The 15,581-nt window shown below is 50.7% G+C and carries 15 protein-coding genes; 12 read left to right on the top strand and 3 right to left on the bottom strand.

Features of this window, described 5'->3' with window-relative positions; all coding sequences use genetic code 11:
- The 3 genes from rsgA (at position 1) to spoVM (ending at position 1,813) form a co-directional block, all read left to right on the top strand.
- Complete coding sequence (rsgA, locus tag DP091_RS03760; RefSeq protein ID WP_113057120.1) at positions 1-909, top strand: ribosome small subunit-dependent GTPase A; 909 nt, start codon at positions 1-3, stop codon at positions 907-909.
- Between the two features lie 3 nt (positions 910-912).
- Positions 913-1,572, top strand: coding sequence for a ribulose-phosphate 3-epimerase (gene rpe / locus DP091_RS03755; protein WP_113057258.1), 660 nt, complete (start codon positions 913-915; stop codon positions 1,570-1,572).
- 160 nt (positions 1,573-1,732) lie between these two features.
- Positions 1,733-1,813 (top strand): stage V sporulation protein SpoVM, encoded by an 81-nt coding sequence (gene spoVM / locus DP091_RS03750; protein ID WP_034273235.1) that lies wholly within the window; start codon positions 1,733-1,735, stop codon positions 1,811-1,813.
- Between the two features lie 442 nt (positions 1,814-2,255).
- Here spoVM and rpmB read toward each other — a convergent pair whose 3' ends face one another.
- The gene (gene rpmB / locus DP091_RS03745; protein ID WP_006209230.1) at positions 2,256-2,444 is read right to left on the bottom strand and encodes a 50S ribosomal protein L28; all 189 of its coding nucleotides are present in this window, start codon (positions 2,442-2,444) and stop codon (positions 2,256-2,258) included.
- Positions 2,445-2,811: 367 nt separating this feature from the next.
- On the opposite strand from rpmB, the gene DP091_RS03740 reads away from it, so the two are divergent.
- The 4 genes from DP091_RS03740 to DP091_RS03725 all read left to right on the top strand — a co-directional run bounded on the left by DP091_RS03740 (position 2,812) and on the right by DP091_RS03725 (position 7,937).
- The gene (locus tag DP091_RS03740; RefSeq protein ID WP_113057119.1) at positions 2,812-4,590 is read left to right on the top strand and encodes a DAK2 domain-containing protein; all 1,779 of its coding nucleotides are present in this window, start codon (positions 2,812-2,814) and stop codon (positions 4,588-4,590) included.
- 49 nt (positions 4,591-4,639) lie between these two features.
- Entirely contained in the window at positions 4,640-5,497 is an 858-nt protein-coding gene (locus DP091_RS03735; RefSeq protein WP_113057118.1) for a DegV family protein, read from the top strand.
- 14 nt (positions 5,498-5,511) lie between these two features.
- A complete protein-coding gene (gene recG, locus DP091_RS03730) occupies positions 5,512-7,563 on the top strand; it encodes an ATP-dependent DNA helicase RecG (protein ID WP_113057117.1) in 2,052 nt (683 codons plus the stop codon).
- Between the two features lie 86 nt (positions 7,564-7,649).
- Positions 7,650-7,937: a stage VI sporulation protein F gene (locus tag DP091_RS03725; RefSeq protein ID WP_113057116.1), complete on the top strand. Its 288-nt coding sequence runs from the start codon at positions 7,650-7,652 to the stop codon at positions 7,935-7,937.
- 243 nt (positions 7,938-8,180) lie between these two features.
- On the opposite strand, the gene DP091_RS03720 is transcribed toward DP091_RS03725, so the two are convergent.
- On the bottom strand, positions 8,181-8,888 hold the full coding sequence (locus DP091_RS03720; protein ID WP_113057115.1) for an SOS response-associated peptidase: 708 nt from the start codon (positions 8,886-8,888) through the stop codon (positions 8,181-8,183).
- Positions 8,889-9,087: 199 nt separating this feature from the next.
- Here DP091_RS03720 and DP091_RS03715 point away from each other — a divergent pair, with 199 nt between their 5' ends.
- On the top strand, positions 9,088-10,389 hold the full coding sequence (locus tag DP091_RS03715; protein WP_113057114.1) for an NCS2 family permease: 1,302 nt from the start codon (positions 9,088-9,090) through the stop codon (positions 10,387-10,389).
- A 220-nt stretch (positions 10,390-10,609) separates the two neighbouring features.
- Here DP091_RS03715 and DP091_RS03710 read toward each other — a convergent pair whose 3' ends face one another.
- Entirely contained in the window at positions 10,610-11,230 is a 621-nt protein-coding gene (locus tag DP091_RS03710) for a putative glycolipid-binding domain-containing protein (RefSeq protein WP_113057113.1), read from the bottom strand.
- Positions 11,231-11,473: 243 nt separating this feature from the next.
- Between DP091_RS03710 and DP091_RS03705 the strand changes: the two genes are divergently transcribed.
- The 4 genes from DP091_RS03705 (at position 11,474) to arsC (ending at position 15,494) form a co-directional block, all read left to right on the top strand.
- Complete coding sequence (locus tag DP091_RS03705; protein ID WP_113057112.1) at positions 11,474-13,063, top strand: sensor domain-containing diguanylate cyclase; 1,590 nt, start codon at positions 11,474-11,476, stop codon at positions 13,061-13,063.
- Between the two features lie 221 nt (positions 13,064-13,284).
- Positions 13,285-13,608, top strand: coding sequence for an ArsR/SmtB family transcription factor (locus tag DP091_RS03700; RefSeq protein ID WP_113057111.1), 324 nt, complete (start codon positions 13,285-13,287; stop codon positions 13,606-13,608).
- Positions 13,609-13,744: 136 nt separating this feature from the next.
- Complete coding sequence (locus DP091_RS03695) at positions 13,745-15,040, top strand: arsenic transporter (protein WP_113057110.1); 1,296 nt, start codon at positions 13,745-13,747, stop codon at positions 15,038-15,040.
- A 34-nt stretch (positions 15,041-15,074) separates the two neighbouring features.
- Positions 15,075-15,494, top strand: coding sequence for an arsenate reductase (thioredoxin) (gene arsC / locus DP091_RS03690; RefSeq protein ID WP_113057109.1), 420 nt, complete (start codon positions 15,075-15,077; stop codon positions 15,492-15,494).
- Positions 15,495-15,581 lie beyond the last annotated feature (87 nt).

Raw genomic sequence — 15,581 nt, 5'->3', positions numbered from 1 at the left:
ATGCTAGAGGGACTGATCGTGAAGGCACTAAGCGGATATTATTATGTCAAACCCATGAAGGATGGCAACATTATATCCGGGGAGGACCCAGCGGTTCAATGCAGAGCCCGCGGCATTTTCAAAAAGAAAGGCATCTCTCCGCTCGTTGGAGATCACGTTATGTATTCATTGACTGAAAATGGGGAAGGGACCGTGGACGAAATTCTTCCACGGTCTTCCCAATTAATTCGCCCGCCTGTCGCGAACGTCGACTTGGCGGTGCTGTTGTTTTCGGTCAAAGAACCGGATCTGAGCCTGCATCTGCTGGACAAGTTTCTGGTACATATAGAGCATGAGGGCCTGGAGGCATTGATCTGTCTGACGAAGCAGGATCTTGTGGACGCCTCCGACGATGTGCTGGAGCAGGTGAAGCGCCAGTATGAAGAGATTGGTTACGAAGTGCTGATTACTAGCTCTCTGCAAGGGGTCGGGACCGAAGAGGTGAAGAAACGGCTGGCCGGCCGAATCAGTGTCTTCTCCGGTCAATCCGGTGTCGGGAAATCTTCCCTGTTGAATGCGTTAATGCCGGGTCTCTCACTGGAGACGAGTGAAATCAGCTTGCGTCTTGGCCGCGGTCGGCATACGACACGCCATGTAGAGCTGATTGAGCTTGATAACGGGGGGTATGTCGCCGATACCCCCGGTTTTAGCCAGCTGGATTTTCTGGAACTGGGTGTCGAGGAGTTATCGACCTGTTTCAGAGAATTTGCTCCTTATGCTGCCGAATGCAAATTCAGAGGCTGCAGTCATCTGCATGAGCCGGGCTGCCGGGTGCTCCAAGCCAAAGAGGATGGAATCATCCTGGCTAGCCGTTATGAGCATTATGTGGAGTTTTATACGGAGATGAAAGATAAGAAACGGAGGTACTAAATGATGATAAAAATTGCCCCATCCATATTGTCAGCCGATTTTGCGAAGCTGGGACAAGAAATTAAGGAAGCCGAGGCCGGCGGAGCCGATTGGATTCATGTGGACGTCATGGACGGACACTTTGTACCTAATATTACGCTGGGCCCGCCGATCGTCCAAGCCATCCGGCCCCATACGAGCCTGACACTTGACGTGCATCTGATGATTGAACAGCCGGAGCTGTATATTGCGGAATTCGTCAAGGCTGGAGCCGACCTGATCACCGTTCATGCCGAGACCTGCCCGCATCTTCATCGCGTCATCCATCTGATCAAAGAGTGTGGCGTGAAGGCCGGCGTCGCGATCAATCCGGCTACGCCGGCTCATGTCCTTCAGGAAGTGCTCCCTGACTTGGATTTGGTGCTGGTAATGACCGTGAACCCGGGGTTTGGCGGACAGGCTTTCATCGAGCGGACCATAAACAAGATCTCGCAGCTGCGTGAATGGATTTCAAACTCCGACAACCCGAACATCCATATTGAAGTGGATGGCGGCATTACAGCGGAGACAGCGCCGCTTGTGGTGGAAGCCGGAGCGGATGTCCTGGTTGCGGGCAGCGCCGTATTCGGGAAGCCGGATCGCGCGGCAGCCATTGCAAAAATCCGCCACAGCGTAACATCTTGACCAGAACGTGAACAACGGGATGCATAGGGCGCGGGTTTCCCGCATAAATATGGTTACATGAGCTGGGTTCTCATGTAGCCTTTTTTGTCTGTGTTCACATCTATGGGCTTGGTGCATAACATATTCTAGGAAGGCATGAGGATGATGGGGAGGGTGAGACATGAAATTCTATACGTTCAAGCTGCCGAAGTTTTTGGGAGGTTTTGTGAAGGCCATCTTAAATACGTTTCACAAGAGCTGACAGCTTGTCCCGGCGTAACAAAACCTCCGCCTGGGACTGACGCCGCCTAGCCGGTTCTGGGGCAAGAGGCAAGAACACTCCGATAGAGCGCATGGAGGACATACCGCAGCTGCATGCGGAGGTTTTTCTTGCGGTATAAGAAAGCCAAAATGCGCGGTAGTTCTCCTTCGCTTTCTTATATCAAAAGAAGAGTGTCTAGCGACGTACTTATCGAGGACAGACCGCGTTCGACCGGAAGTTTTTCTTGCGATATAAGAAAGTGGGAGTCGTGCTCTTTCATCTTTCTTATATCTAAATAAAAAAAGCACCTGCTAACTGCTCAGGGTGCTTTTTGTTTAGAAGGAGAATATGTATCTAAACGCAAGAAAAACTTCCTTGTCCCGGATCGCCCACAAATGGTGCCTGGAGATTAAGAAGTTTTTCTTCATATAACACAAGATGATTATACGCGAGTCACTTTACCGGATTTCAAAGCGCGAGTGCTGACGTATACACGTTTTGGCTTGCCATCCACCAAAATGCGAACCTTTTGAACGTTGACACCCCAAGAACGCTTGTTGTGATTGTTAGCGTGAGAAACGTGGTTACCACTGCTTGGTTTCTTGCCAGTTACATAACATTTGCGAGCCATTCATTACACCTCCTTGTTCCTAACCCTGCATGAAACAATACTTAAATATAATATCACAGTAAAAATTGCTCCGTCAACTGTCCTAAAAACATTTATTTCTCTTTGCCATTATAGTACAATGTTGATTAGTCCATAATATTTCCGAAGAAATAGTTCGTGGGCTGGTCGGCATGGCTCTCAAGAAGCTTGGGAACCGCCGTAAAGCGTAGAGGACGAGAGGATAGCCCATCATAGATTTATGATCCGTTAATCATGATAAGTCTCTTATTTACTGCTTGGGCATTTCGTCAGCTATAAGCTATGAAATAGATATGAAATTTTACGACAAGAAGTGTTATGGGTATCAAGCCAGGAAGGGGAATTCTCATTGAGTAAGCGTTCTTTGAATGGAACAGAATTTACCGCGATGGTCCTAGCCGGAGCGGAGCAGCTGCAGCAGCATGCAGAGCACGTCAATTCCCTGAATGTGTTCCCGGTGCCAGACGGCGATACGGGGACCAACATGAATTTGACGATGACTGCAGGTGTGGCAGAACTGAAGAGTAAGTACTCGGAGTCCGTCGGGCATAGTGCCGGTGTGCTATCCAAGGGGCTTCTGATGGGAGCCAGAGGGAACTCGGGGGTTATTCTGTCCCAGCTGTTCCGCGGTTTCAGCCGATATGCGGCACCTTATACAGAACTAAATTCTCATCAATTCGCCGCAGCACTGCAGACAGGCGTAGAAGCTGCGTATAAAGCTGTCGTGAAGCCTGTTGAAGGCACCATTCTTACCGTAGCTAAAGAAGCGGCCAAGCATGCGGTCTATTTCTCCCGCCGCAACAACGATATCGTGGAATTGATGGAGCAGGTGTTGGCAAAAGCCAAAGAAACACTGTCCCAGACGCCTGATATGCTCCCTGTTCTGAAGCAGGTCGGCGTCGTGGACTCGGGTGGCCAGGGCCTGGTTTACATTTATGAAGGTTTCCTGCAGGTGCTAAGAAAAGACGCCCAGTCCGGATCGTTTGCTGTTGCGGAAGGACAAGCTGAACAGAGCAGCAAAGCACCGGCCTTCCAAGCGGTTCCTGACTTCTCGGCGGTTCAAGCTCCGGCTTCTGCCCAGTCGAGACTGTCCACAGAGGACATTGAATTTTTATATGACATGGAATTCTTTATTAATAGGCAGCTTGGGGAAGGAACTGGCGCGGACTTTGATGAAGATAAGTTCCGGAAAGCGCTTGCAGTGAATGGTGATTCCATCATTGTTATCGCCGATGACGAGACCATCAAAGTCCATGTGCATTCCAAGGCTCCGGGCGAAGTGTTGAACCTGGCACTGCTGTATGGAGAAATCACCCAGATTCATATTTTGAATATGCGGGAGCAGCACCGTGATTTGCTGACAACGGGGATGGACATCGCACCGATGCCCGAGTTGTTTGCGGATATTCCGGCAGAGACCGTAACACCGGAAGCTCCGGCTGTTCCTCCGGCAGACGAGATCGCACCGTACGGTTTTATTGCGGTATCGTCAGGGGAAGGCATCTCTGACATATTCAAAAGTCTGGGCGTTGACGTCGTTCTCTCTGGAGGACAGACGATGAACCCGAGCACCGAGGATTTTGTCAATGCGATTTCTTCGATCTCGGCTCAGCAGATTTACATTCTGCCGAACAACTCCAACATCGTGCTGGCTGCCCAGCAGGCGAGAGAGCTTCTCGAAGGCGAACGCAGCGTAACGGTCATTCCGAGCAAGACGATTCCGCAGGGGATCGCGGCAGCATTTGCTTTCCAGGAAGATGAGAATGCGGATATGAATACCGACAACATGCTGGATGCGATCACTCGTGTGCAGTCGGGTCAGGTAACCTATGCCGTTCGGGACACAACGATTGATGATCTGGAGATCAAGGCCGGTCAATTCATCGGCATTCGCAATTCCAATATCGTTGCAGCGAACGAGGATTTGATTACGACCTCCCAGGATTTACTTGGTAAAATGCTGGAGTCCGGCGATGAAATCGTGACTCTGCTAACCGGGGCCGACGCAAGCGAAGAATCGACCAACGCACTCACGGAGTGGCTCGGCGAGCAGTACCCTAACGCAGAGGTTGAGGTACATTACGGCGGACAGCCGATCTATTCCTATTTGTTCTCCGTTGAATCTTGATAAACAACGCTTTGACATTATGCATGGTACATTTTTAGGAGGGGTTCCGGTGAATAAGACCGTTATTGTGACAGACAGCACAGCGGATATTCCGGCAGACCTGGCGAAGCAACATCACATTCATATTGTGCCGCTGAGACTTATGTTCGGGGAAGATACGTACTTGGACGGAGTCGAAATCACGCCGGGAGAGTTCTACAAAAAGCTGGTGCAGTCTCCCCAGCTTCCAACGACCTCCCAGCCTTCACCCGCAGATTTTGTAGCTGTGTATGAGTCCATAATGGAACAGCACCCAGGCTGTTCCATTATGTCCATTCACATCTCATCCGGCTTGAGCGGAACGTATCAGTCCGCATTGCTTGCAACCTCTCTAATCGAAGGAGAAGCGGATATCACCGTATGGGATTCCAAATCGGCGTCCTACGGTTTCGGGCTATTCGTGGTTCATGCTGCGAAGCTCGCACAAGCGGGTGCGGCTGTTCCAGATATTATTTCGTCGCTTGAGGATCTTCGCTCCAAGCGCCGTCTCTACTTCCTGGTAGACACGCTGGAGTATTTGCAGAAAGGCGGGCGGATTGGCAAGGCTTCGGCTGTGCTTGGAACCCTACTTAACATTAAGCCGATCCTGTCCATTGACGGCGAAGGGATTATCTTTCCGGTAGACAAGGTCCGCGGTCGCAAGAAAGCGACGGCCAAAATCATTGAGCTGTTTCAACAGGATCTATCCGGTGTGAAAAATATTAAAGTGGCTGTGGGTCATACAGCTGACCCTGCTCAGGTTGAGGATTTTCTGCAGCAGCTGTCCGCTGTGTTTACGATCGAGGAAACGGTGTTCTCCGAGATCGGTCCGGTTATCGGCACGCACGTTGGACCGGGAACCATTGCAGCATATATATGGCCTGCTTAAGTGAGGTAGATGATATGAGTCTTAAACTCGATCAAATATCCGTCAGACAGATCAACGGCGTGAGCGCCCTGAAAGAAGGGGAGCTTCACGCCTTTGGCGTCTCTACGGTCAAGGATCTTTTGGAGTATTACCCCTTCCGGTATGAGGATTACCGGCTCCGTTCCCTGAGTGAAGTCAAGGACGGGGACAAAATAACCATTCAAGCCAAAATCGCCAGCGTACCGGTACTGCAGCGTTACGGGCGTAAATCCCGTCTCACCTGCAAAATGCTTGCTGAAAACTGGATGTTCACCGCGACCTGGTTTAACCGGCATTTTCTGAAAGACCAGCTCACGGCGGGCCGGGAGATCGTGCTGACGGGAAAGTGGGATCAGCGCAGAATGCAGCTTACGGTGTCCGAATCCGAGTTCCCGGATAAGGGAGCCTTTCGCAGCGGAACGCTGCAGCCGGTGTATTCCATCGGCGGGAAGATCACACAATCTTGGATCCGAAAAACGATGGGACAGGCATTGGAGCAATACGGGGAGATGATTCCCGAGATTTTGCCTCAATCCCTGCTCAGGAAATATGATCTGATGCCGCGTAAAGCGGCGATCATGACGATCCATCAGCCCGTTGACTCCCGGGAAGGTCAGGAAGGGCGGCGCAGGATGGTGTACGAGGAGCTCTTCTTGTTCCAATTGAAAATGCAGGCGTTCCGCGCGCTGAACCGGAGCCGGATGGACGGTGTTGTACATACGGCTGACAATGCAACGATCCGGGAGTTCGTGCGAAGCTTCCCGTTTGAGCTTACCGATGCGCAGAAGAAGGTGGAACTGGAGATTTTGCATGATATGCGGTCCCCTTACTGCATGAACCGCTTGCTTCAAGGGGACGTCGGTTCGGGAAAAACGATCGTTGCCGCCATCGCTCTGTTCACAACGGTGCGCTCGGGCTTTCAAGGAGCCTTGATGGTGCCGACGGAGATTCTTGCCGAACAGCATATGCGTTCCCTGCAGAAGCTGTTTGAGCCCTTTGGGATTACCGTCGGCCTGCTGACGGGCAGCGTAACGGGGAAGAAACGTAAAGACCTGTTGGCTTCCTTACAGATGGGGCTGACGGACGTTGTTGTGGGCACTCATGCGCTCATCCAGGATGATGTGTACTTCCGGGAACTGGGACTCGTCGTAACGGACGAACAGCACCGTTTTGGCGTGAATCAGCGAAGCGTACTTCGCCGTAAAGGCTATAACCCGGATGTGCTCACGATGACGGCGACGCCGATTCCACGGACGCTGGCCATTACCGCTTTTGGCGATATGGATGTATCCACGCTGTCAGAGCGTCCGAAAGGTCGTATTCCCATTACGACCTATTGGGTCAAACATGAACTCATGGACCGTGTGCTCGGATTTATTTCCCGGGAAGTAAATCAAGGACGTCAGGCATATTTGATTGCTCCTTTGATTGAAGAATCGGACAAGCTGGACGTTCAGAATGCGATCGATTTGCATGTCCAGATGCAGCAGGCTTTTCCTACATATGCTGTGGGGCTGCTGCACGGCCGTATGACGCCTGCCGAGAAGGATGAGGTCATGCGCCAATTCTACAGCAATGAGGTCCAGCTGTTGATCTCCACGACGGTCGTTGAGGTTGGCGTCGATGTGCCGAACGCAACCCTGATGATCATTATGGATGCCGATCGCTTCGGACTGTCCCAGCTCCACCAGCTTCGGGGCCGCGTCGGCCGTGGGCAGCATGCATCCTACTGCGTACTTGTAGCCGATCCGAAATCGGAAGTGGGTCAGGAGCGGATGCAGGTTATGACCGAAACTGAGGACGGCTTCGAGGTATCCCGGAGGGATTTGGAGCTTCGGGGCCCTGGCGACTTTTTCGGTACGAAGCAGAGCGGACTGCCGGAGTTCCGGCTGGCCGACATGGTCGCCGACTTCAAAGTAGTGGAGGAGGCCAGGGGCGATGCAGCGGCTCTTGTCAGCGACAGTTCCTTCTGGACGTCTCCTGAATATGAGCCATTGCGCGACTTTTTGCAGCAGGAGAAGATCTTTCAGGGCGATATCATGGATTAATAACATGAATCTGTTGGCACAATGGACAGACCTTCGTCATATACTCAAAAAAGGTAGCAGCATTTATGACAGGAGGTGCTTCAACATTGAGTTATCAGCAGTACGGGATTAGTCCGCAGCTGGTAGAACGCATCAAGCTAAAAATGAAAAACCCGGCGGTCAAGGAAAGAATCAAAGGGCTGACTCAGGGTTTGACCAAGGCAGATCTTCAAAATAGCGCAAAAGTCCATCAATTGATCCGGACGGCCAGCGGCATCTTGAATGAAAAGCTGAGCTCCACGCAGGAGCAGCAAATGGTTCAATTCGTGCTTGCACAGCGCATCGATCCGAACAACACCTTCCATTTAATCAAGCTGTGGGGTATGTTTCGATAACAATTGGATGACAATTGGATGACATATGACATCAAAGATTGACTTTGCATAGAAGAAGCCCCTCTCGGGAGTGTTTTCTCCTTATGAGCAGGGGCTTTTGATTTGGGATGTGCAGGGATGAAACGTTCCTGACGGTCTTTTTGTAAATGGAGTCCTTGATCTGTGGTCCAACCGATCGCAAAGAAACCAATGAGTTGAGAAAAAGCGGAATTTGAAGAGGAACCCCGAACCTTTCCGAAGTATTTAGCTGCCCGTAATGGAGCGGATGCAATCTTCCGTGTCATTTTTAACGGAGTTCACGGTGGTGCTCACCGGTACGGCCTGCATTTCCTCCGCGGGGTAAGGTCTCAGAAGCTCTTTGAGGGATTGCAGGAAGGAAGGGCTGCTATCATTGGAATGAGAAGACGTCTGCCGTTCAAGCCATAGGGCTTCGTCTGCGGGTCTCAGAATGACAGGCATCCGGTTATGGATCGGCTCCATGAGTTGATTGGGTGCGGTGGTGATGACGGTGCAGGTGCTGAGCTTATCTCCGCTCGGGGTGATCCAGGTATCATACAGACCGGCCATGCTGAATATTTCACCGTTCCTCAAGCCGATGCGAAAGGGCTGCTTGCCATTGTCGTTTTTTTGCCATTCGTAAAAGCCGTCTGCAGGAATCAGGCATCTTTTCCGATAAAAGGGCATCCTAAAGGCAGGCTTGTCTTCCAGCGTTTCACTGCGCGCGTTGATCATTTTGGCTCCGGCCGAGGAATCCTTGGCCCAGGATGGGACAAGCCCCCATTGCAGCTGACCGATTCGGTTTGTGCTGCCGTCGTTAATAATCGCCGTGACCATCTGCGTTGGAGCGATGTTGTACCGGGGAATGTGAAAGGGAGATACCGATTCGGGATCGATCAGATACCTGGTCATCAGTTCTTCCCAAGTGACCGTGAGTGTAAAGCGTCCGCACATCGTTTCAAGCCTCCTGTCATTTGCTGTGCTTAAGATTTGAATAGATTGTCTAATTAAGATTATTTATTATCGAGTTCAGAACGAAATGGATACGTAAAGATTTTCAGTACATTTGTGTTTGAGTATATCAAATATTGCGTAACTTACCAAAAGGGTCTGACTCATAGCCAGACTGAGCATCATGAATGGAGGATTTTTCGTGTTTGATTTAAAAGCTAACGGTACCTCGGTTAAGACAGAAGTTGTTGCCGGGGCCACGACGTTTTTCACGATGGCGTATGTGACCGTTGTGAATCCGCTGATTCTATCGCAAGCGGGTGTGCCCTTTGAGCAGAGTTTCACGGCTACGATTATTGCCGCTGTGATTGGTACACTATTGATGGGGCTTGTAGCCCGCTACCCGATCGCTGTGGCGCCGGGGATGGGCTTGAATGCCTACTTCACCTATTCCGTTGTTCAGGGACATGCCGGACTTGGGTATATTGAAGCTTTCTCGGCGGTATTTATAGCCGGTATTCTGTTTTTGGTGTTATCGATGACTTCCCTGCGGCGCAGGCTGATTGAGATGATCCCGGCAAATCTGAAGCATGCGATCACGGTCGGTATTGGCCTGTTTATTGCTTTTATCGGTTTGCGGATGAGCGGTGTCATTACAGCGCATCCGGACAATCTGGTAGCGCTCGGCGATCTGCACCAACCATCGGTTGTACTGGCCTTGGTAGGACTTGCCGTTACGCTTGTGCTGCTGGCCCGCGATGTGAAAGGTGCCTTGTTTATCGGTATGATTATTACCGGGATTATTGCTTATTTTGCCGATATGCTGTCCTTTACGAGCGGGATTATGTCGGTACCTGCGCTGCCGGAAGGCATCTTGGTATGGAACCCGATTACCGCTGCCTCGGATGTGATCAGGCATGGGCTCTATGCCGTTGTGTTCTCGTTTCTCCTGGTGACGCTGTTCGATACCACAGGTACGGTAGTTGGTGTGGCGGAGCAGGCGGGGCTGATGAAGGATAACAAGCTGCCTCGTGCAGAACGTGCCATGTTCTCCGATTCGGTGGCGACCGTGGCCGGATCCATGGTCGGTACAAGCCCGACCACCGCTTATGTTGAATCTGCAGCCGGCGTTGGCGCAGGCGGTCGGACAGGATTAACGGCGGTCGTGGTTGCCGCGTTATTCGTGGCTGCCGCCTTTTTCAGTCCGCTGATCGGCGCAGTTGCCGGGTTGTCCGCCATTACGGCACCCTCGCTTATCGTAGTGGGCTGCCTGATGCTGAGCAGCGTTCAACACATCCGGTGGAATGATTTTGATGAGGCGTTCCCAGCATTTCTCGTCATCCTGACCATGCCGCTTACGTCCAGCATCGCGACCGGGATCGCGCTCGGTTTTATTTCATACCCGCTGATGAAAATCGTGAAGGGCAAGTGGAAGGCGGTTCACCCGCTGATGTATATTTTTGCGGTGCTGTTCGTACTGCAGCTTGTCTTTGTCCCGCATTGATTTATGCACATGCTAATCCCCTGCAAGGTCCAAGCAGACCCGGCAGGAGAGTTTTATAAAAAATTGCAGCCGATCACCGAATTCTCGCCGATGGATATTTTCTCCGAAAATAAGCGTGAGGCTTGCTTGTTACGGGTCGGGATGATATCTGCAACGGTTCCGTTTATTGTTTCGTCCGGTTACAGGGATCCTCCTTCTGGTGGCCATAGACGCTTCGGGATCAGCGAGCTCGGCTCCATACGTCCGCGTAGTTCGTGACGAGGCCGTGCTCGTCAACCTCCAAATTCGCCTGATAGGCCCCGTAGTTACTCTCATAACGATAGGTGTAATCGCCCGTACGCATATACTGCTGGGGAAGGGGGGCAATGGTTAGACTCGGGAACTGAATCCAAACGGCAGTCATGGACGCGCGCTCTCCAGGCTTCAGCTTCAAGCGTCGGATCGGCAAGGTGTTGGTGGAAGGGGTAATCCCGAGATCAATGTCAGTCATGCCGGCAAATGCGGTGAGCTCGGTATCGCCGTTCCACCAGCAGCCGTCATCATCCCGTTCCAGGTGAAGGGAGTGATCTTCAGTGCCGCTTGAGAGTTTGATCTTTACCTTCCGGGTCTGCCAACTGCGGGTGGTTTCAACCTCATAGGAGCAGTGGAGCGGCCGGCCTTCCAGGCTGGCTACGACCATTCCGGTGAGCGTAAATCCGTGATGATGTCGATAGAGCCGGCCATGCTCCAGAGAGGGGAGATCGTGCCTGGTCCAGAGCAGCGACTGCAGGAGCTGGCCAGAGCTTTCGTTTTTTTGTTCAAGGGGCTGCTTGTCTGCCTCAGCATGTACATTGTCGTTCAAAACGAGATCACATCCTTATCAATGAGAGTATGAATGGAGACAGGTCCTCTATATTATATAACGAACGTTTGTTTGTTATAAAGCGATAAATAAAGTTCGTGTTGCTCGTGCTCGATGACAAGTCGCAGCCTTTAACACAAAACGATTAGTCCATATATGGACGCATTAACGTTTGTGAAGTAATATGTAAAGATCGTATAATCATCCGGCAATATTTTCATCAAGAGTAGGGGTGCAGCCGCCGTGAACATACCTAAACAACGCATCAAAATCAGTCTAGCCATGGTCATGCCTGCGCTGGTTTCATTATCCATTCTGATGACGATGTCGATTATGTTCTATATCCAGTATAAAAACGAGAAACGATCCTTATACAACAACACCATGTCGCTTAATTTATCCTCCGCCCAAAAAATGGCGGTTACCATTGAAGCGCTTTTCTCTGGGATGCGCCAAAGTCTTCGCGCCTCTGCCAACAATCCGGCCATTGAGGCCAGCGCGGCATCCGATCAGAAGGAGCTGCAGGTCATTTTTGATCTGATGCTTCAGAGCAGCCCATACTTCAACTCCGTATTTTGGGCCGATCAAGCGGGTACCATTCGCGTGGTTTCTCCTGTGGGGAATAATTTGAATCAGGACCGATTAAAAACGGAGGGGACTACGGAGGCGCTACAGGAGAGAAAGTCCTATATATCTGCACCGTATAGAACTCCTGCCGGACGCTGGATTGTTCTTGCGAGCGAGCCGATTTTTGACAGCTCCGGCAAGTATCACGGTATGATTGGCGGCACAATCTACTTGGAAGAAAACAATATATTGCATCGGATCTTCGGTTCCGGTGCGGGGAATGGGAAAGAATCCTACTCCTACATCGTGGATTCCGGCGGGAGACTGCTCTATCATCTGGATAAAAGCCGGGTAGGGGAGAATGTCAGTTCTAATGTTGTGGTGAAGCGGCTCATGGGCGGCGAGAGCGGCATGCAACGTGTCATGAATACGCATGGCGACGATTATTTGGCCGGTTATGCCAGCGTTACGATGAATGGCTGGGGGATTGTCATGCAGACGTCGGTAAGCTCCATCCTGGCCGATGTCGACCGCAACTTGGAAGAACAGTTGAGAAGCATGCTTTTTCCAATCGTGCTTATGCTGGTCATAGCCGCCTATACGGCTGCAAGAATTGCCGCTCCGTTTACCCGGCTGTATAAATTAACGAAATCGGTAGCAGCGGGCCAAACGGTGTCTTCCGAGGAATTCCGGCCGCATTGGAATCGGGAAGCGGATCAATTAAACCACATTATGCGGGCTGCTGCCGAATCGTTGGCCAAGCAGACCCTTTCGTTACAGCAGGAAGCCGTCACGGATCCATTGACAGGGCTGTCCAATCGCCGTGAGCTGGAACGCTGCCTTGATTCATGGGAAGCGCTCAGGGATCCATATGCCGTGTTAATGCTGGACATTGACCATTTTAAAAGCGTAAACGACACATATGGCCATCAAACCGGCGACCAAGTCCTGAAACTGGTGGCGGCGGTCATGAGCGATGACGTTCCAAAGGGTGCTGTCTGCTCTCGTTTCGGCGGGGAGGAGTTTGTCATCCTTCTTCGGAAGCATAGTATGGATGAAGCCTATCGTTTGGCTGAGCGAATTCGCAATGCGATTCTGATTTCCAAAACGCCTTATTTGCTACCACTTACCGTATCCATCGGCGTCTCCTTGTATCCTGAACATGGCAGGAGCCGAGAGGATGTATTCCAGGCAGCGGATATGGCATTATACCGGGCGAAGAACGAAGGACGTAACCGGACGATTGCGGGAGTGAAATCAGCATAATGTACTAGCCATCGGCATGGCAGGTCCCTGTGGGATCAATTAGCTGCAGGGATGACCCCTGAGTTCATCAGGGGTCATCTTTATTTTATTAGATTTTGAGCCGAGTCCGGTATATATCTGCATACTTGTAATCAGGAACACTTTCCATTAGTATATAAGCATTAGGTTATATGGATGCGGTATGTTGAATATTATTTTTCTCATTAAAGGGGTGAAACTTAATGGAGCATATGAACGAAATGGCCGAGAAACTCAAATTGCTCGGAGATAAAACAAGGCTTACCATATTGACGCTCCTTAAGGAAAGAGAATGGTGCGTTTGCGAGTTTGTGGAAATATTTGACATGTCACAGCCCGCAATCAGCCAGCATTTAAGAAAGCTTAAGTCTCAAGGCATTGTAAGTGAAGCCAGACGAGGTCAGTGGGTTTATTATTCCTTGCATGTTGAAGATAAGCCATATATTCAAGCGGTGTTGAATGAGATGCCAAGCGCTCAAGAAATACTGTCATCGCTAAATAAGAGCATAAACTGTTCCTGCGATTAACCGTTAGTCGTCTGAAATATGAATGAGGCCAGAGGTGAGAGATAGTCGCTGTTCATTATATAAGGATATAGTTATATATTGATCAAGAAAAACATAATTGCATTCAAGTTCAACACGTAATTGGAGGGTTTATACATTGGTTTCTGTTGTTTTGGCCAGCATCATTTTTTTAATTACTTTGGTTTTTGTCATTTGGCAGCCTAAACATCTATCCATCGGATGGTCGGCTTGCGGAGGTGCGGTGCTGGCACTGCTCGCTGGCGTCGTTGACTTTCAGGACGTATGGGATGTCACCGGAATCGTATGGAACGCTACGCTCGCCTTTGTTGCGATTATTATCATCTCATTGATTCTGGATAAAATCGGTTTATTCGAATGGGCAGCCTTGCATATGGCGAATGCCGCTCGAGGGAACGGTATCCGGATGTTTGTGTATGTATCGGTTCTTGGCGCTGTTGTCTCCGCATTTTTTGCGAATGACGGCGCGGCTCTGATCTTAACGCCGATTGTGCTTGCCATGGTGCGGGCACTCCATTTCGACGAGAAGAAGGTGTTTCCCTTTATCATCGCAAGCGGCTTTATTGCGGACACAACTTCACTCCCGCTGGTGGTCAGCAATCTGGTGAATATCGTATCGGCTGATTACTTTGGCATTACGTTTACCGAATACGCCAGCCGAATGCTGGTTCCCAATTTATTCTCGTTAGCGGCGAGTGTCCTTGTGCTTTACTTGTTTTTTCGCAAAAGCATACCGCAAAAGTTTGACGGGAGCGAGCTCAAGCAGCCGGCAACGGCAATACAAGACCCTGCCATGTTCCGTTTGTCTTGGGTCGTCTTGAGCATGCTGATGGTCGGTTACTTTGTGTGTGAATTTGCGGGGATTCCGGTATCGATCGTGGCAGGAGTTATTGCGGTACTCTTTCTGCTGATGGCGAGAAAAAGTCCGGCTGTGCCGACCAAGGAAGTGCTCAAAGGCGCACCATGGGCGATTGTCTTTTTCTCGATCGGCATGTACGTCGTGGTCTATGGCTTGCGAAATGCCGGTCTTACGGATTTTCTGGCCAGTGTGATACAGCAGATCGCCGACCAAGGGATATTTGCCGCAACTATGGGCATGGGATTCATTGCTGCGATCATTTCCTCCATCATGAACAATCTGCCGACGGTGATGATTGATGCGTTGGCAATCGATGCGACTAACACTTCGGCCGCCATCCGCGAGGCGTTAATTTATGCGAATGTCATCGGTTCCGATCTGGGTCCCAAAATCACGCCGATCGGTTCGCTGGCAACCCTGCTATGGCTGCATGTCCTTTCGACCAAAGGCGTGAAGATCAGCTGGGGTACCTATTTTAAGACCGGAATTATATTGACTGTTCCGACATTGTTTATAACCCTGTTAGGTTTATATATTTGGTTAACCATACTTTGATTGAAGTGATAAGGGAGAAAGGGAGAGGACCAATATGACAAAAAAGACGATATACTTCTTGTGCACAGGCAATTCTTGCCGCAGCCAAATGGCTGAGGGTTGGGCCAAACAACATCTGGGTAATGATTGGAACGTATACAGTGCGGGGATCGAAGCTCACGGCCTAAACCCGAATGCGGTGAAAGCGATGAAAGAAGTGGGGATTGATATTACGAGTCATACCTCCGATATCATTGATCATGAGCTGTTAAATCAAGCCAACCTGGTAGTCACCTTGTGCGGCGATGCAGCCGATCGTTGTCCGATGACGCCTCCGCATGTTCTCCGAGAGCATTGGGGCTTTGACGATCCGGCCAAGGCACAGGGGACCGACGAAGAAAAATGGGCTGTTTTCCAGCGCGTTCGCGATCAAATCGGCGAGCGAATTCTACAATTTGCGAAGACCGGGGAATAGTACGAAAACCTGTGCCAGGTCCCGGACGCTAAGATAATCCTTGAGAAGATACTGACATCCTGCATCCAGGACCAAGAACGCCGCTAC

Source organism: Paenibacillus sp. MDMC362 (assembly GCF_003269305.1).
Classification (GTDB): Bacteria; Bacillota; Bacilli; order Paenibacillales; family Paenibacillaceae; genus Paenibacillus_AQ.
This window is presented reverse-complemented; position numbering and strand designations above follow the sequence as displayed.